At 69.5% G+C, this 16932-nt stretch carries 13 protein-coding genes; 7 read left to right on the top strand and 6 right to left on the bottom strand.

Features of this window, described 5'->3' with window-relative positions:
- Nucleotides 1–53 precede the first annotated feature (53 nt).
- Nucleotides 54–1142, top strand: coding sequence for an NADH:flavin oxidoreductase/NADH oxidase (locus tag FB464_RS03855; RefSeq protein WP_116415023.1), 1089 nt, complete (start codon nucleotides 54–56; stop codon nucleotides 1140–1142).
- A gap of 115 nt (nucleotides 1143–1257) precedes the next feature.
- On the opposite strand, the gene FB464_RS03850 is transcribed toward FB464_RS03855, so the two are convergent.
- From FB464_RS03850 to guaB1, 4 genes are all read right to left on the bottom strand, one after another.
- Nucleotides 1258–2190, bottom strand: a complete 933-nt coding sequence (locus FB464_RS03850) for a hypothetical protein (RefSeq protein ID WP_142206602.1) — start codon at nucleotides 2188–2190, stop codon at nucleotides 1258–1260.
- Between the two features lie 198 nt (nucleotides 2191–2388).
- On the bottom strand, nucleotides 2389–3426 hold the full coding sequence (locus FB464_RS03845) for a hemolysin family protein (RefSeq protein ID WP_116415025.1): 1038 nt from the start codon (nucleotides 3424–3426) through the stop codon (nucleotides 2389–2391).
- The gene (locus FB464_RS03840; RefSeq protein ID WP_116415026.1) at nucleotides 3426–4913 is read right to left on the bottom strand and encodes a hemolysin family protein; all 1488 of its coding nucleotides are present in this window, start codon (nucleotides 4911–4913) and stop codon (nucleotides 3426–3428) included. The genes FB464_RS03845 and FB464_RS03840 overlap by 1 nt, the downstream gene beginning before the upstream one ends.
- A gap of 173 nt (nucleotides 4914–5086) precedes the next feature.
- Nucleotides 5087–6526 (bottom strand): GMP reductase, encoded by a 1440-nt coding sequence (guaB1, locus tag FB464_RS03835; protein WP_116415027.1) that lies wholly within the window; start codon nucleotides 6524–6526, stop codon nucleotides 5087–5089.
- 157 nt (nucleotides 6527–6683) lie between these two features.
- Here guaB1 and FB464_RS03830 point away from each other — a divergent pair, with 157 nt between their 5' ends.
- Complete coding sequence (locus FB464_RS03830; protein WP_116415028.1) at nucleotides 6684–10520, top strand: multifunctional oxoglutarate decarboxylase/oxoglutarate dehydrogenase thiamine pyrophosphate-binding subunit/dihydrolipoyllysine-residue succinyltransferase subunit; 3837 nt, start codon at nucleotides 6684–6686, stop codon at nucleotides 10518–10520.
- Between the two features lie 66 nt (nucleotides 10521–10586).
- Here FB464_RS03830 and FB464_RS03825 read toward each other — a convergent pair whose 3' ends face one another.
- Together FB464_RS03825 and FB464_RS03820 are read right to left on the bottom strand one after the other, a co-directional pair.
- Entirely contained in the window at nucleotides 10587–10829 is a 243-nt protein-coding gene (locus FB464_RS03825; protein ID WP_116415029.1) for a zf-HC2 domain-containing protein, read from the bottom strand.
- Nucleotides 10826–11524, bottom strand: coding sequence for a sigma-70 family RNA polymerase sigma factor (locus FB464_RS03820; protein WP_116416611.1), 699 nt, complete (start codon nucleotides 11522–11524; stop codon nucleotides 10826–10828). The genes FB464_RS03825 and FB464_RS03820 overlap by 4 nt, the downstream gene beginning before the upstream one ends.
- Before the next feature lie 129 nt (nucleotides 11525–11653).
- On the opposite strand from FB464_RS03820, the gene aroA reads away from it, so the two are divergent.
- The 5 genes from aroA to epsC all read left to right on the top strand — a co-directional run bounded on the left by aroA (nucleotide 11654) and on the right by epsC (nucleotide 16911).
- A complete protein-coding gene (gene aroA, locus FB464_RS03815; protein ID WP_116415030.1) occupies nucleotides 11654–13153 on the top strand; it encodes a 3-phosphoshikimate 1-carboxyvinyltransferase in 1500 nt (499 codons plus the stop codon).
- Complete coding sequence (rsgA, locus tag FB464_RS03810) at nucleotides 13150–14208, top strand: ribosome small subunit-dependent GTPase A (protein ID WP_116415031.1); 1059 nt, start codon at nucleotides 13150–13152, stop codon at nucleotides 14206–14208. The genes aroA and rsgA overlap by 4 nt, the downstream gene beginning before the upstream one ends.
- A gap of 262 nt (nucleotides 14209–14470) precedes the next feature.
- Complete coding sequence (locus tag FB464_RS03805) at nucleotides 14471–15421, top strand: inositol monophosphatase family protein (RefSeq protein WP_116415032.1); 951 nt, start codon at nucleotides 14471–14473, stop codon at nucleotides 15419–15421.
- 9 nt (nucleotides 15422–15430) lie between these two features.
- Nucleotides 15431–16366, top strand: coding sequence for a cysteine synthase A (cysK, locus tag FB464_RS03800; RefSeq protein ID WP_116415033.1), 936 nt, complete (start codon nucleotides 15431–15433; stop codon nucleotides 16364–16366).
- Nucleotides 16367–16374: 8 nt separating this feature from the next.
- The gene (gene epsC, locus FB464_RS03795; RefSeq protein WP_116415034.1) at nucleotides 16375–16911 is read left to right on the top strand and encodes a serine O-acetyltransferase EpsC; all 537 of its coding nucleotides are present in this window, start codon (nucleotides 16375–16377) and stop codon (nucleotides 16909–16911) included.
- Nucleotides 16912–16932 lie beyond the last annotated feature (21 nt).

Here is a 16932-nt window from a genome sequence, read left to right as displayed (position 1 = left end):
CGGCACATGCCGCCCACGGAATATCTCGCCCGCCAGCCCGCTTGCACTCTCACATGAGTACCGCGACCCTCTTCAGCCCGCTGACCATCCGTGCGACAGAGTTCCGCAACAGACTGTGGGTGGCACCGATGTGCCAGTATTCGGTCGAGAAGCAGGATGGCGTGCCCACCGACTGGCACCTCGCGCACCTCGGTTCCTTCGCGAGCGGCGGGGTCGGCCTGATCATCACCGAGGCGACGGCCGTGAACCCCGAGGGCCGCATCTCCCCCCAGGATCTCGGCCTCTACACCGATGAACAGCAGCAGGCGTTCGTGCGCATCAACGCTCTGCTCCACGCGCAGGGCACGGCCACGGGCATCCAACTCGCGCATGCCGGCCGCAAGGCCTCGGTCTACCGGCCCTGGGCCGACGAGAAGGGCACGGTGCCGGCCGAGTCCGGTGGCTGGACCACAGTCGGTCCGTCGGCGATCGCGTTCCCGGGCTACGACGTTCCCGCCGACCTCAGCGTCGAGGGCATCGCGCAGATCGTCGAGGACTTCCGCGCCTCCGCCCGCCGCGCCGTCGACGCCGGTTTCGACGTCATCGAACTGCACGCCGCCCACGGCTACCTCATGCACCAGTTCCTGTCCCCGCTCAGCAACGAGCGGACCGATGCCTACGGCGGCAGCCTCGAGAACCGGGCGCGCTTCGTGCTCGAGGTCGTGACCGCTGTGCGCGCCGAGATCGGCGACCTGATTCCGCTGTTCGTGCGTTTCTCGGGCACGGACTGGGCGGCGAGCGGTGGCTGGGACATCCAGCAGACCATCACCGTCGCCGGCTGGGCGAAGGATGCCGGCGCGGACTTCTTCGACGTCTCGAGCGGCGGCAACGTGACCGGTGTGACGATCCCGGTCGCACCGCTCTACCAGGTCGAGCTCGCGTCGACGCTGCGTTCGGAAGCGCACGTGCCCGTCAGCGCGGTCGGCCTGATCACGACGGCGGCCGAAGCTGCTGAGGTGGTGGCATCCGGCCGCGCCGACGCCGTCATGATGGCGCGTCAGTTCCTGCGGGACCCGCACTTCGCGCTCCGCGCCGCCCACGAACTCGGCGTCACCCTCGACTACTGGCCACCGCAGTACACCCGCGCCGCCTTCCGCCCCTGACCCCTTCCTCCCCGCCCACCCCTTCCGCCCCGCCCCGCCCTGCCCGCCGAATCGACACCCCGAAAGTTGCCGGTATCCGCGGCCCAGACCGGCAACTTCCGGGGTTTCGATCGCATCACGGGCCGACCGCGAGCGCGGCGCGTACGTCGGCGACAGTGAGGTGCGCTTCGGATCGGAGGCCGTCGACGGTCACCCGGATGACGTCGCTGCAGATTCTGCGGAGACGCGCAAGACGCTTCTGGTCGGCCAGGTAGGTGGCCCTGCTCAGGCGGTGCTGCTCACCGTCATATTCGACCACCACGCGCTGGCGCGGGTAGTAGAGGTCGGCCCGGCCTGCAAACCGGCCCGTCTCGTCGAAAAGATCCACGTTGACCTGCGGCTCCGGCAGGCCGTGCATGAGCAGCAACAGTCGGAGCCGTGTCTCCATGGGAGACTCCACCCCCTCACGAACGAGACGGAGCGCAGACGCCAGAGTGAGCTTGCCCCTGCCCCGGTAACTCCCCACGCGTGCAGCAAGATCTCCGAGATCGGAGTATGGCCGAGCGTCAGACGAGCGAGGGAAACGCGGCCTGAACACGAGCGCGTCTCCGACGACAACGAGGTCGTTGCGCGAAAGCATCCGGGCGAGGTGCAGCCAAGCCGAGACGGGGTCCTCGACGGGGAGCCCGCCCAGCGCGAGCACGCGCACCCGATCGTCGCGGATGGCGTGCCCGCGCACACCTCGGGCGGTCGGCGGCTTGGTGCGGTCGGCGTCGGCTGAGACGTCCAGAGTCGCCTGCGAACGCCCGGCTCCCGGCAGCGGGAGGTTCCAGAGCAGCGCAGCAGTCTCGTGGCTGAAGTACTGGCCGGGCCGCAACCGCGGGGCGTATTCGAGGCATCGACCCAGGATGCCCGGCGGAGCGATTCCGTCGCTGACCCGCACGCCATGGAACGGCGCACGGAGGTCCGTCCTTCGCAGCCGGCCATCGCCGACCCCCGCCCGGCGCGCCGCCGACCGGCTGAACGCAGCATCGCCCAGCGTGCCAGGGAGGGGAACGGGATGTCTCACGCCCCCATACTCGCGTCAGCGCCACCGCCCTTGGCAGTTATCCACAGCCCAGCCACTCAGTCCCTCGACAGAGTTGATCGAAACCTCGAAAGTTGCCGGAGTGGTTGCCGCTTACCGGCAACTTTCGGGGTCTGGATCGACGAGCGGAGCGGGGGGCGGGAGTGGACGCGCGGGGCCGGGGCAGGCGGGGGACGCGGGTCAGATGCGGCGGGTGGCGTCCTGGACCTCGCCGACGAGCTCCTCGATGACGTCTTCGAGGAAGAGCACGCCGGTGGTGTCGCCTGTCGCGCTGAACGCGCGGGCGACGTGCGCGCCTGTGCGGCGCATGGTCGCGAGGGCGTCCTCGAGCTCGGTGCCGTCCCAGATCGACGCGAGCAAGCGGATCCGCTTCGCGGGAACGGGCTGCTCGAACTCGTCATCGTCGAGGTCGATCACGTCTTTGAGGTGCAGGTAACCGATCGGGTTGCCCGTGGCATCCACCATCACGTAGCGCGAGAAACCGTACTTCGCGACAGCGCGTTCGATGTCGGCGGGGGTCGCCGTGCGGTCGAGCGTGATCAGGCGCGAGACCGGCAGCGCCACCGACGCGACCGTCTTCTCGGTGAACTCGAACGCCGCGTGCAGGGCACCCGAGTTGTCGTCGAGCACACCCTCGCGGGTCGACTGCGCCACGATGTTCGACACCTCTTCGAGCGTGAACGAGCTGGCCGCCTCATTCTTGGGCTCCACCCCGAACAGTCGGACCACGCCATTCGCCGTGGCGTTCAGCGAGACGATCACGAAACGGAAGATGCGCGCCACCATGACAAGCGGCGGCGCGAGCAGCAGCACGGCACGGTCGGGCACCGAGAACGACAGGTTCTTCGGCACCATCTCGCCGATCACGACGTGCAGGAACGACACCAGCACCAGCGTGATGACGAACGCCACGCCCGTGATCAGGTCTTCCGACCAGCCGGTGAGCCCGAGCGGCACCTCGAGCAGGTGATGGATGGCCGGCTCCGACACATTCAGGATGAGAAGTGATGCGACGGTGATGCCGAGCTGGCTCGTCGCCAGCATGAGCGTCGCGTGCTCCATCGCCCAGAGCGCGGTCTTCGCTCGCTGCATCCCCGCCTCGGCGAGGGGTTCGATCTGCGAGCGGCGTGCGGAGATGACGGCGAACTCGGCCGCGACGAAGAACGCGTTGACGAGCAGGAGCACGAAGAGCCAGACGATCCCGATCCAGTCGGCCATCAGCGCTCCCCCCTCTCGCGGGAGGACGACGGCCTCTCGCGGGAGGACGACGGCGCGTCGAGCGCTTCCGCGGCCTCGTCGGCGACCGACCCGCGGCCGGTTCCGGCGAGCCGGTCGACCGATTCCGTGCGGAGCAGCTCGGCGGTCAGCGTCTCCGCGCCGCCTGCCGAGCCCGCGAGCGGTTCGGTGGGAGTGGGGGTGAACCTGATGCGGTCGATGCGGCGGCCATCCATTCGTTCCACGCGGAGCTCCCCGTCGGGCAGCGCCACGGTGTCGTCGATCACGGGCAGCCGGCCGAGTTCGCTCATCACGAAGCCGGCGACGGTCTCGTAGGGTCCGTCTTCGGGCACGTGCACGCCCGCCCGTTCCTGCAGTTCGTCCGGTCGGAGCTGCCCGGGGAACGAGATCGTGTTCCGGCTCCGGATGACGCCCGCACGAGTGCGGTCGTGCTCGTCGTCGAGTTCGCCGACGAGCTCCTCGACCAGGTCTTCGAGCGTGACGACGCCGGCCGTTCCGCCGTATTCGTCCATCACGATCGCCATCTGGTACCCCTTGCCGCGGAGCTCACCGAGCAGAACGTCGAGCTTCATCGTCTCGGGCACCCGGAGCGGCTCGCTCAGCAGCGCGACGACCGGGACCTCGGCGCGTTTGCTCCGCGGCACGGAGACGGCCTGCTTGACGTGGGCGACGCCGACCACGTCGTCGATCGACTCGTCGACGATCGGGAAGCGGCTGTAGCCGGTCGAGTTGGCGAGCCGGATGACGTCGCTCGCCGTCTCGGTGCGCTTCAGGGCGGCGATCCGGGGCCGGGGCGTCATGACGTCGGAGGCGTCGTGGCCGGAGAAGAGCAGCGTGCGGTTCAGCAGGGTGGCGGTGTCGACGTCGAGACTGCCCTCGAGCGCCGAGCGGCGCACCAGCGACGAGAGCTCCTCGGCCGTTCGCGCGCCGGAGAGCTCCTCTTTCGGCTCGATCCCGAAGCTCCGGATGATCGCATTGGCGCTGTTGTTCAGCAGCAGCACCGCGGGGCGGAACACCGCGGTGAAGACCCGCTGGAACGGGATGACGAGCTTCGCCGTCTGGATCGGCAGGGCGAGCGCGAAGTTCTTGGGAACCAGCTCGCCGACGATCATCGACAGGAGGGTGGCGATGACGACGGCGACGATCGAGGAGATGACGGTCGCGATGGTGTCATCGATTCCCACGGCGTCGAACAGTGGCCGGAGGAGACCCGCGAAGGCCGGCTCCATCGTGTACCCGGTGAGCAGCGTGGTGAGCGTGATGCCGAGCTGAGCGCTGGAGAGATGGGTCGACGTGATCTTCAGCGCGGAGATCGTCTGGCCGAGGCCCTTCTCGCCTCGTTCCTGGCGACCTTCGAGGTCACTCCGGTCGAGGTTCACGAGCGAGAACTCGCTGGCGACGAAGAGGCCGGTTCCGACGGTCAGCGCGAGGCCGACGAGCAGCAGGATGAGGTCAGAGCCCACGGGCATCACCCCGCGAGGTCAGTGCCGGTGTCGTGGCGGAGGAAAGTGGATCGGGTGAGGGAGGGTCATCCATGAGTACCCACAATCATACGGGCCCCCGGGTCGCCAAGCTGAGAAAACCCGCGGTGCGCTGCGCTCGGAGCAGGCGCCTGTTCAAGGCGGCTGCCGCGCCCGCCCGTCTACCAGGAGACCGGCAGCGCCTTGCCCTCCTCGTACCCCGCCGCCGACTGCACTCCGACCCGGGCCCGGTCGTGGAACTCCTCCACCGAGCGCGCCCCCGCGTAGGTGAACGAACTGCGCACCCCCGACGTGATCATGTCGAGCAGGTCCTCGACCGACGGCCGAAGAGGGTCGAGGTAGATCATGCTCGACGAGATCCCCTCGGCGAAGAGCTGCTTGCGGGCCAGCTCGTACGCGCCGAGGCGCCCGAACCGGTCGGTGACGGCCTTCGCCGAGGCCATCCCGTAGTTCTCCTTGTAGAGCCGGCCCGAAGCATCCTGCCGGAGGACCCCGGGCGCCTCGATGGTGCCCGCGAACCACGAGCCGATCATCACGGATGCCGCGCCGGCCGCCAGCGCGAGCGCCACGTCGCGCGGGTAGCGTACTCCCCCGTCCGCCCAGACGTGCGCGCCGTAGAGGGTCGCCGCGGCGGCGGTCTCTAGCACCGCGGAGAACTGGGGCCGCCCGACGGCCGTCATCATGCGCGTCGTGCACATCGCCCCGGGTCCGACGCCCACCTTCAGGATGTCGGCGCCCGCCTGCGCGAGGTCCCGCACCCCCTCGACCGTCACCACGTTCCCGGCAACGATGGGCAGCGCGAGTCCGGCAGCGCGCACGGCCCTGATGGCGGAGATCATCCCGTCCTGGTGGCCGTGGGCCGTGTCGAGCACGAGAACGTCGACGCCGGCAGCCGCCAAGGCGCGGGCCTTCGCTGCGACATCACCGGTGATGCCGACAGCTGCTGCCACGCGGAGGCGCCCCTGGGCATCCACCGCCGGCTCGTAGATCGTCGAACGGAGTGCACCGATGCGGCTGAGCGTGCCGATCACCCTGCCGTGGCGCATCACCGGGGCGAAGTCGAGGTCGGCGGCGACCATGGCGTCGAATGCCTGGCGCGGGGTGTCGAAGTCGTCGGCCGCCAGCGAGGTGAGCGGGCCGTGCAGCAGATCGCCGAGCCGGGCGTCGGGGAGCGCGGAGGAGAGCCGGAGGGCGGGGATGCAGCCGAGGAACGTGCCGTCGGTGTCGTGCACCACGATGCCCTGCCCGGCGACGGCCGGCAGCACGGTGAGGGCCTCCTCGACGGTCGCCGACGGAGCGAAGTCGAAGGGAGTGTCGAACAGGGGCGACTGCTCCTTCACCCAACGGATGGCCGCGTCGAGGTCCTGGAGGTGCATGTCCTGCGGCAGCACACCGAGGCCGCCGCGCCGGGCGAGGGTCGCCGCGAGACGCGGACCGGTGACCGAGTTCATGTTCGCCGCCACCAGCGGAATCGTCGCACCGGTGCCGTCGTCGGGTGCCAGCGACACGTCGAGCCGGCTGCCGACGTTCGAGCGCGAGGGCACCAGGAACACATCGGAATAGGTCAGATCTGTCTGCGAGTGTGCGGTGAGGAACTCCATGCGGCTCACGCTAGACCCGTTGGGTGACCGAACACTCGGCGGAAGGGTTTAAGCTGGACAAGCACGTGTCGGCGCGTGGATTTCGCTCTGCGGCGCTCAGGCACGGCATTCATACGTGACAACGCATACGTGACAAACGGAGAGTGGGCGATCGGCTGTGTCAAGCCAGTTGACCGGAACGGGAACTGACGACGGTTCGTCGGGCGAATTCGGAGCCAACGAGTGGTTGGTCGACGAGCTGTACGAGCAGTACCTCGTCGACAAGAACTCGGTGGACCAGTCCTGGTGGGCGATCCTCGAGAACTACAGGCCGAGCGGCGGTGAGGCGGGCGGCGCTGGAGCCGATACTGCGGCCGCTGCCGAAGCCCCGAGTGCCGGGGACGCGTCCACCGGCGAGGCGCAGATCCCCGACGAGATCCCGACGCAGGATGTCGCGACCCCCGCCGCACCGGCTCCCGCTGCACAGCCCACGGCAGCACCGGCCGCCCCTGCCGCTGACGCGGCACCCGCCACGCAGCCCGTGGCCCGCACCACCTCCCGCGAGCCGAGCCCCCAGCCGATCCCGGCCGAGGCGACCGTCCGGGCGCAGTCCGACGAGGCGGCCGAGCAGGACAAGGTGACTCCGCTCCGCGGCCCCGCCAAGTCCCTCGCGACCAACATGGACGCGAGCCTCACCGTCCCGACGGCGACGAGTGTCCGGAGCATCCCCGCGAAGCTCCTCATCGACAACCGCATCGTCATCAACTCCAACCTGAAGCGGGCTCGAGGCGGCAAGGTCAGCTTCACCCACCTCATCGGCTGGGCGCTCGTGCAGGTGCTGAAGGACTTCCCGAGCCAGAACGTCTACTACGACGTGCAGAACGAGAAGCCCGTCGTCGTCTCCCCCGCCCACGTCGGCCTCGGGATCGCGATCGACATGCCGAAGCCCGACGGCACCCGCTCGCTCGTCGTGCCCGCGATCAAGCGTGCGGACACCATGCACTTCGGCGAGTTCCTCGCCGCCTACGACGAACTCGTCGCGAAGGCCCGCGGCAGCAAGCTGACGGCCGGCGACTTCCAGGGGGCGACGATCTCGCTCACCAACCCGGGTGGGATCGGCACGGTCCACTCGATCCCCCGGCTCATGAAGGGCTCGGGCGCCATCATCGGCGCCGGCGCCCTCGAGTACCCGGCCGAGTTCCAGGGCGCCTCGACGAAGACGCTCACCGACCTCGGCATCGGCAAGGTCATCACCCTCACGAGCACCTATGACCACCGGGTCATCCAGGGCGCCGGATCGGGTGAGTTCCTGAAGAAGGTGCACGAGCTGCTGATCGGCGAGCGCGGCTTCTACGAGAACATCTTCGCCGAGCTCCGGATCCCCTACGTGCCGATCCACTGGAACTCCGACATCTCGGTCGACGTCAGCGACACCGTCAACAAGACGGCGCGCGTGCAGGAACTGATCAACTCGTTCCGCGTGCGCGGCCACCTGATGGCCGACATCGATCCGCTGGAGTACAAGCAGCGCACCCACCCCGACCTCGACATCGAGAGCCACGGGCTCACCCTGTGGGACCTCGACCGCGAGTTCGTCACGGGCGGCCTCGGCAAGCCGTCGCTGCTGCTCCGCGACATCCTCGGCATCCTCCGTGACGCCTACTGCCGGAAGACCGGCATCGAGTACATGCACATCCAGGATCCGGAGCAGCGCAAGTGGATCCAGGGCAAGATCGAGCGCCCCTACGCGAAGCCCGGCCATGACGAGCAGATGCGCATCCTGTCGAAGCTCAACGAGTCCGAAGCCTTCGAGACCTTCCTCCAGACGAAGTACGTCGGCCAGAAGCGTTTCAGCCTCGAGGGCGGCGAGTCGACGATCGCCCTGCTGGATGCCGTGCTGCAGGCCGCGGCAGACGAAGGTCTCGACGAGGTCGCGATCGGCATGGCCCACCGTGGCCGCCTGAACGTGCTCACGAACATCGCCGGAAAGACCTACGGCCAGATCTTCCGCGAGTTCGAGGGAACGCAGGATCCCCGCACTGTGCAGGGCTCGGGAGACGTGAAGTACCACCTCGGCACTGAGGGCACCTTCACGGGCACCGAGGGCAAGGAGATCCCGGTGTACATCGCGGCGAACCCCTCGCACCTCGAGGCTGTCGACGGTGTGCTCGAAGGCATCGTGCGTGCCAAGCAGGACCGGAAGCCGAAAGGCACCTTCTCGACGCTCCCGATCCTCGTGCACGGCGACGCGGCGATGGCCGGGCAGGGCATCGTCTACGAGACCCTGCAGATGGAGAAGCTCCGCGGGTACAAGATCGGCGGCACGATCCACGTCAACATCAACAACCAGGTCGGGTTCACGACGCGCCCGAGCGATTCACGCTCCTCCGTGTACTCAACCGACGTGGCGAAGTCGATCCAGGCACCGATCTTCCACGTGAACGGCGACGACCCCGAGTCGGTCGTGCGCGTGGCGCAGCTCGCCTTCGAATACCGCCAGCGCTTCCACGCCGACGTCGTGATCGACCTGATCTGCTACCGCCGCCGCGGGCACAACGAGGGAGACGACCCCTCGATGACCCAGCCGCTGATGTACAACCTGATCGAGGCCAAGCGGTCGGTGCGAAAGCTCTACACCGAGTCGCTCATCGGCCGCGGCGACATCAGCCAGGAGGAGTACGAGGCCGCTCACCGCGACTTCCAGGACCGCCTCGAGCGGGCCTTCGCCGAGACGCACGCCGCGCAGACCTCCTCCATCCCGATCATCACCGACGACATGAACGCCGTCAGCGACCTCGAGCGCCCAGAAGCGCAGCAGGCCGACGACAGCGGAGCCGGCGAACCGGAGACGACCGGGGTCGCGGCATCCACCGTCGCCCTGATCGGTGATGCGTTCAACAACCCGCCCGCCGGTTTCACCGTGCACCCGAAGCTGCAGCAGCTGCTGCAGAAGCGCGTCGACATGAGCCGCAACGGCGGCATCGACTGGGCGTTCGGCGAGCTGCTCGCGCTCGGCTCCCTGCTGCTGGAAGGCACCCCGGTGCGCTTCTCGGGCCAGGACACCAGGCGCGGCACGTTCGTGCAGCGCCACGCTGTGCTCCACGACCGTGACAACGGCCAGGAGTGGCTGCCGCTCGTGAACCTCAGCGACAACCAGGCCCGGTTCTGGATCTACGACTCGCTGCTCAGCGAATACGCGGCCATGGGCTTCGAATACGGCTACTCGGTCGAGCGCCCCGACGCCCTCGTGCTCTGGGAGGCCCAGTTCGGCGACTTCGCCAACGGCGCCCAGATCATCATCGACGAGTTCATCTCGTCGGCCGAGCAGAAGTGGGGCCAGCGTTCATCGCTCGTGCTGCTGCTGCCGCACGGCTACGAAGGCCAGGGCCCCGACCACTCGTCGGCCCGCATCGAGCGCTACCTGCAGCTGTGCGCGGAGAACAACATGACCGTGGCTCGCCCGTCGACGCCCGCGTCGTACTTCCACCTGCTGCGCCGCCAGGCCTACGCCCGGCCCCGCCGCCCGCTGATCGTCTTCACCCCGAAGGCGATGCTGCGACTGCGTGGCGCCACGAGTTCTGTCGAAGACCTCACGCAGGGCAAGTTCGAGCCGGTTCTGGATGATCCCCGCACCTCGGCCGGTATCGACAGGTCGGGCGTGAAGCGCGTTCTGCTGATGGCGGGCAAGGTCTACTACGACCTGCTCAACGAGCTGCAGAAGACGCCGAACGACGAAGTCGCGCTGGTTCGGCTCGAGCAGTACTACCCGCTGCCCGCCGCCGAGCTCAACGAGATCATCGCGTCGTACCCGAACGCCGAACTGGTGTGGGTGCAGGATGAGCCGCAGAACCAGGGTGCCTGGCCGTTCGTGTGCCTCGAGCTGGCCTCGCGCCTGCCCGCCGGCCGCACGGTGCGCGTCACCTCCCGCGCAGCGGCGGCATCGCCGGCCGCAGGTTCCGCCAAGCGTCACGCCCGCGAACAGGCCGACCTGCTCCAGCGCGCGCTGACCCTGTAGCAGGGTCACGCAGGCCGCGAAAAGGCCCCGCCCACCTTTCGGTGTGCGGGGCCTTTCGTATACCTGCTAGTGGGTGCTCTGGATCTGGCGGATGCTGAACAACACCTGGTCGCGGAGCTCCTCGGGAGCGACCTCCTTGCAGGCGCGCTGGACGGCTTCGGTCAGCACGACCCCGATGTGCAGCTCCGAGGAGCAGTCCGAGCATCCGGCGATGTGCTCCCGGATGTCGGCAGCGTCGTGGCTCTCGAGTTCGTTGTGGAGGAACTCTTCGAGTTCAGCCTTGGCTTTGGTGCAGCCGCAGTCGGTCATGTCGTGCTTCCCTTCGAACCGGCAGCGGGCGAGGCCGCCGGAGTGGTCTTCTTCGTTCGTGCTCGGGCTGGAGCCTTGGCGGCCGTCTTCGCTGACGAAGCCGTCTTTGTCTCCGCGGCAGCGACCGGGATGCCCCGGCCCTCCGCATACTCGGTCAGCAACCCGCGGAGCAGTCGCCGGCCACGGTGCAGGCGACTCATCACGGTTCCGACCGGAGTCTTCATGATGTCGGCGATCTCCTGGTAGGAGAAGCCCTCAACGTCGGCCAGGTACACGGCCAGACGAAAGTCTTCGGGGATGGACTGCAGGGCATCCTTCACCGCACTGTCCGGCAGGTGGTCGATGGCCTCCGCCTCGGCCGACCGCGACGAGGTGCCGGTCGCGGTGGCGGATTCGGCGTTGCCGAGCTGCCAGTCCTCGAGGTCGCTCGTCGTGCCCTGGTAGGGGTCGCGCTGCTTCTTGCGGTACACGTTGATGAACGTGTTCGTGAGGATGCGGTAGAGCCAGGCCTTCAGGTTCGTGCCCTGCTCGAACTGGGCGAACGCGGCGTAGGCCTTGACGAAGGTCTCCTGCACGAGGTCCTGGGCGTCGGCGGGGTTCCGGGTCATGCGGAGCGCAGCACCGTAGAGCTGGTCGAGGAAGGGAATCGCCTGCTCCTCGAAGAGCGCACGGGGGTCAGTGTTCACAGTTGTCATCACCGGCAAGTCTACGATGCGGGGCGCGCGCACGGACCGACGCCCGGGGCGTTCGAGGGTGCTGGCTGCGACTGCCACGGTGCCACCCTCCTTCTCGATTGTGCGGAACGCCGATACTCTGGACAACTGATGCTGATCTCGAGATATTCCGCCCCCGACTTCAACCCGTACGGCGACTCCGCTCCCGTCGGACCGGATCCCGACTGGGCCGCACCCCGCGCCCGCGGCCCCCTCGTCGCGACCGTCGCCCTGCCGGGGTCGAAGAGCCTCACCAACCGCGAACTCGTGCTCGCCGCCCTCGCCGACGGGCCCTCGCGCCTGGCTGCGCCGCTCCGCTCGCGCGACACCACCCTGATGGCCGACGCCCTCCGCTCGCTCGGTGTGACGATCGAGGACGTTCCTCCCGCACCCGGCCCTGCGGCCGGCCGGTTCGGCCCGGACTGGCTCGTCACGCCCGCCGACGAGCTGATCGGCAGCACCACCGTCGACTGCGGGCTCGCCGGGACGGTCATGCGCTTCCTGCCTCCGGTCGCCGCCCTCGCCCTCGGCCCCGTGGTGTTCGACGGTGACGAGGGGGCGCGCCGCCGCCCGATGGCCACCACGATCTCCTCGCTCCGCGCCCTCGGCGTCGACATCAACGCCGACGGCCGCCAGAACCTGCCGTTCACCGTCTACGGTTCGGGCAGCGTCGAGGGCGGCGAGATCACGATCGACGCCTCCTCGTCGTCGCAGTTCGTCTCCGGCTTGCTGCTCGCCGCCTCCCGGTTCGACAGGGGGCTGACTCTCCGTCACGAGGGCGAGCGGCTGCCGAGCTTGCCGCACATAGAGATGACGATCGCCGCGCTTTCTGCCCGGGGTGTCACGGTCACCTCCCCCGAGCCCGGCGTGTGGGCCGTGGAGCCCGGCCCCCTCGCCGCGCTCGACGTCGCCATCGAACCCGACCTCTCCAATGCGGCACCGTTCCTCGCCGCGGCCCTGGTGACCGGCGGATCCGTCACCTTCGTCGGCTGGCCCGCCCACACCACGCAGGTGGGTGCCCACCTCGCCGCGCTGCTGCCGCTGTTCGGCGCGGCCGTCTCCCGTGAGGGCGACCGGCTGACCGTGACGGGGGGTTCGGGAATCCACGGCGTCGACCTCGACCTCTCGGCGGGCGGCGAACTGGCCCCGGCGATCGTCGCCATCGCGGCCCTCGCCGACTCCCCCAGCACCATCACCGGGATCGGTCACATCCGGCACCACGAAACCGACCGTCTGGCGGCCCTCGCGGCCGAGATCAACGGGCTGGGCGGCAACGTCACCGAGCTCGACGACGGCCTGCGGATCGAGCCGCGCCCGCTCAGCGGCGGCCTCTGGCACACCTACCACGACCACCGCATGGCGCACGCCGGGGCGATCATCGGCCTCGCGGTCGACGGCGTGGTCGTCGAGGACATCGCGACGACAGCGAAGACCCTGCCCGAGTTCGCCGCGCTCTGGGAGGCGCTGGTGTTCGGCGAGCCCGGCCAGCGGGCGGTCACGAGTGTGGATGTCGCGGGTGCGGACGTCGCGGGCGTGGATGTCGCGGGCGCTCCCGCCCCGGGCGCTCCCGCCCCGGCCGACGCCGACCCGAGCACGGAGCCGCCTCGGTGACCTGGTGGAGCGACGGGGCCGACGACGAGCCCGACGAGTTCGACGAATTCGATGAGTCGAGCATCCGGAGCAGGCCGAACCCCAAGGGCAACCGGCCCCGTACCAAGCAGCGCCCCGAGCACAAGGGGGCCGAGCATGGCCGGGTGCTGAGCGTCGACCGCGGCCGGTTCGGGGTGCTGGTGCGCGAGAACTCCGCCGAGGAGGCTGTGATCACGGCCTCCCGTGCGCGCGAGCTCGGGCGGCTCGGCATCGTGACCGGCGACACGGTGCACCTCGTGGGCGACACGAGCGGGGCGGAGGGTTCGCTCGCCCGCATCGTGCGGGTGGATGACCGGAAGACCCTGCTGCGCCGGAGCGCCGACGACTCCGACGCCGTCGAACGCGTGATCGTGGCGAACGCCGACCAGATGCTGATCGTGGTCGCCGCCGCCAACCCGGAACCCCGTGCGAACCTCATCGACCGGTACCTGATCGCGGCCTTCGACGCGGGTCTCGCCCCGATCCTCTGCATCACGAAGACCGATGTCGCCGACCCGACCTCGTTCCTGGAGCAGTTCGACTGCTTCGACCTCGAGATCATCATGGGCGCGAAGGACGACTTCCCGCTGGATGCCCTGAAGGAGCTGCTCGTCGGGCACACCACGGTGACCGTCGGGCACTCCGGCGTCGGCAAGTCGACGCTCGTGAACGCTCTCGTACCCGGAACGGATCGGGCCGTGGGCCGGGTGAACGACGTCACGGGGCGCGGCCGGCACACCTCGTCGTCGACCGTGTGCCTCCGCGTGCGCGACTCGAGCGGCAACCCGGGCTGGATCATCGACACGCCCGGCGTGCGCTCCTTCGGCCTGGGGCACGTCGAGCCCGCGAACATCCTGAAGTCGTTCGCCAACTACGCGATCCCGGCTGCGACGCTCCCGAAGTCGGCGGGCGGCATCGAGCTCAGCCAGGCCCACGACTGGGAGATCGTCGACCGTGTCTCGGCCGGGGAGCTCGGCGAGAGCGGCAAGGCGCGCCTCGAGTCGCTGCAGAAGATCATCGCCACCCTCGAGAAGTAGCCCCCGCCCTCCCCTCCCGCGGCCGCCCGCCCCGGCGGCTGCCTGCCCGGCGGCTACCCGTCCCCGCGGCTACCCGTCCCCGCGGCTACCCGTCCCCGCGGCCACTCGTTCCGCGGCTACCCGTCCCCGCGGCCACTCGTTCCTCGCAGGCGCGCCCATTTGTCTCTTCCGCGGGTGCGCGCGCAGGCGCGGAAGCGACAAACCGCAGCGGAACGTCTGTGGGGCGGGGGCGGGGGCGGGGGGACGTCGGTAGGGTGGTCGGGTGAACCGAGCGAACGAACACAGCCTGGCCGACGACCTGCGGCTCGCCCTCGAACTGGCCGATGCGGCTGACGCCATCTCGGCCGACCGGTTCCGCGCCCTCGACCTCGTGGTCGAGCAGAAGCCCGACCGCACGCCGGTCACGGATGCCGACCGGGCCGTGGAGCGGGCCATCCGCGACGGGCTCGCCCGGGAGCGTCCCGGCGACGCGATCCTCGGCGAGGAGTTCGGCGAAGATCCCGGCACCGGCGACGGCGCCACCACCGCCCCACCCGGCACCGGCGACGGCGCCACCACCGCCCCACCCGGCACCGGCGACGGCGCCACCACCGCCCCACCCGGCACCGGCGACGGCGCCACCACCGCCCCACCCGGCAGCGCTACCCGCAACACCCCGCACCGGCAGTGGATCATCGACCCGATCGACGGCACCGCGAACTTCCTCCGCGGCGTGCCGGTATGGGCCACGCTGATCGCCCTCGTCATCGACGGCACCCCGGTGCTCGGCGTCGTGAGCTCCCCCGCCTTCGCGAAGCGCTGGTGGGCCTCCACCGGCCGGGGCGCCTGGCTGAGCGACGCCGGCGGCGAACCGCGCCGCCTCGCGGTCTCGAAGGTGGCCACGCTCGCCAACGCCTCGATCAGCTACAACTCCCTGAAGGGCTGGGACGAAGCCGGCCGGCTCGATGCCCTACTGCGCCTCTCGCGCGCCGTCTGGCGAACGCGTGCCTACGGCGAGATGTGGGCGTACATGATGGTGGCCGAGGGCCTCGTCGACGTCTCGGGTGAGTACGATCTGCAGCCCCACGACGTCGCTGCGCTCATCCCGATCGTCGAGGAGGCCGGCGGCCGGTTCACCGGGCTCGCGGGCGAGGACGCCCTCTGGTCTGGCAGCGCGCTGGCAACAAACGGAGTGTTGCACACCGAAACGCTCACGGTGCTGGCTGAAAGCTAGGCTGGGTGCATGTCACGCATCTACGACAACATCACCGACCTCGTCGGCCGCACTCCGCTCGTCCGCCTCAACCGGGTCACCGAGGGCTCAGGCGCGACGATCCTCGCAAAGCTGGAGTTCTACAACCCGGCCAACAGCGTGAAGGACCGCATCGGTGTGGCCATCATCGAGGCCGCCGAGAAGGCCGGCGCGCTGAAGCCCGGCGGAACCATCGTCGAGGGCACCAGCGGCAACACCGGCATCGCCCTGGCGATGGTCGGGGCCGCCCGCGGCTACAAGGTGATCCTCGCGATGCCCGAGACCATGAGCATGGAGCGCCGCGTGCTGCTCCGCGCCTACGGCGCCGAACTCGTGCTCACCCCCGGCCCCGACGGCATGCGCGGCGCGGTCGAGACGGCGGAGCGGATCGCGGCCGAGACGGAGGGCGCCATCCTCGCCCGCCAGTTCGAGAACGAGGCGAACCCTGCGGTGCACCGCGCGACGACGGGTCCCGAGATCTGGGAGGACACCGACGGCGAGGTCGACATCTTCATCGCGGGCATCGGCACCGGCGGCACCATCACGGGCGTCGGCCAGTTCCTGAAGGGCAAGAACCCCGACATCCAGGTCATCGGTGTGGAGCCGCTCGACAGTCCGATCCTGAACGGCGGGGCTCCCGGCCCGCACAAGATCCAGGGCATCGGCGCCAACTTCGTGCCTGCGATCCTCGACACCAGCATCTACAACGAGGTCATCGATGTGACGCTCGACGACTCCATCCGCCTGTCCCGCCAGCTGGCGACCGACGAGGGCATCCTGTCCGGCATCTCGTCGGGCGCGATCCTCTGGGCCGCCCTCGAGGTCGCGAAGCGGCCCGAGAACGCCGGCAAGACCATTGTGGCGATCGTCTGCGACTTCGGTGAGCGCTACGTGTCGTCAGTGCTGTACGACGACCTTCGGGGCTGACACTCCCGGTGGGCTTCTTCGCCCGGCTGCGCGAAGACCTCGCGACGGCGAAGAGACGTGACCCGGCAGCACGCTCGAAGGTCGAGGTGCTGCTCGGCTACTCCGGTATGCACGCGCTCTGGATGCACCGCCTCACTCACGCGCTCTGGCTCCGCCCCGGGCTGAGGCTCCCGGCACGGCTGCTCTCGCAGTTCGCGCGGTTCCTGACAGGGGTCGAGATCCATCCGGGTGCCGTGATCGGCCGCCGCGTGTTCATCGACCACGGGATGGGCGTCGTGATCGGTGAGACGGCGCGCGTCGGCGACGACGTGTTGATCTACCACGGTGTCACGCTGGGTGGTGTCGGCCCGGTGGCCGGCAACCGGCATCCGATCGTGGAGAGCGACGTGCTGCTCGGGGCCGGGGCGAAGCTGCTCGGCCCCATCGTCATCGGGCGGGGCAGCGCGGTGGGCGCGAACGCCGTCGTGCTGCAGGATGCTCCGCCTCACTCGCTCGTCACCGGTGTGCCGGCGACCCATCGGCCGCGGGTCGCCCGGGAGCGCTGAGCCGCAGGCCCAGCGACCACG

Source organism: Subtercola boreus (assembly GCF_006716115.1).
In the GTDB taxonomy this organism is placed as follows: domain Bacteria; phylum Actinomycetota; class Actinomycetes; order Actinomycetales; family Microbacteriaceae; genus Subtercola; species Subtercola boreus.
Note: the sequence above shows the minus strand (reverse complement) of the source record. Positions and strands in the feature narration are given on the sequence as shown.

Coding starts and splice junctions, on each gene's coding strand:
- cysK (WP_116415033.1), top strand. CDS start 15,431: ATGTCACGCATCTACGACAACATCACCGACCTCGTCGGCCGCACTCCG.
- FB464_RS03855 (WP_116415023.1), top strand. CDS start 54: ATGAGTACCGCGACCCTCTTCAGCCCGCTGACCATCCGTGCGACAGAG.
- FB464_RS03825 (WP_116415029.1), bottom strand. CDS start 10,829: ATGACCGACTGCGGCTGCACCAAAGCCAAGGCTGAACTCGAAGAGTTC.
- FB464_RS03840 (WP_116415026.1), bottom strand. CDS start 4,913: ATGCCCGTGGGCTCTGACCTCATCCTGCTGCTCGTCGGCCTCGCGCTG.
- guaB1 (WP_116415027.1), bottom strand. CDS start 6,526: ATGGAGTTCCTCACCGCACACTCGCAGACAGATCTGACCTATTCCGAT.
- FB464_RS03820 (WP_116416611.1), bottom strand. CDS start 11,524: ATGACAACTGTGAACACTGACCCCCGTGCGCTCTTCGAGGAGCAGGCG.
- FB464_RS03845 (WP_116415025.1), bottom strand. CDS start 3,426: ATGGCCGACTGGATCGGGATCGTCTGGCTCTTCGTGCTCCTGCTCGTC.
- aroA (WP_116415030.1), top strand. CDS start 11,654: ATGCTGATCTCGAGATATTCCGCCCCCGACTTCAACCCGTACGGCGAC.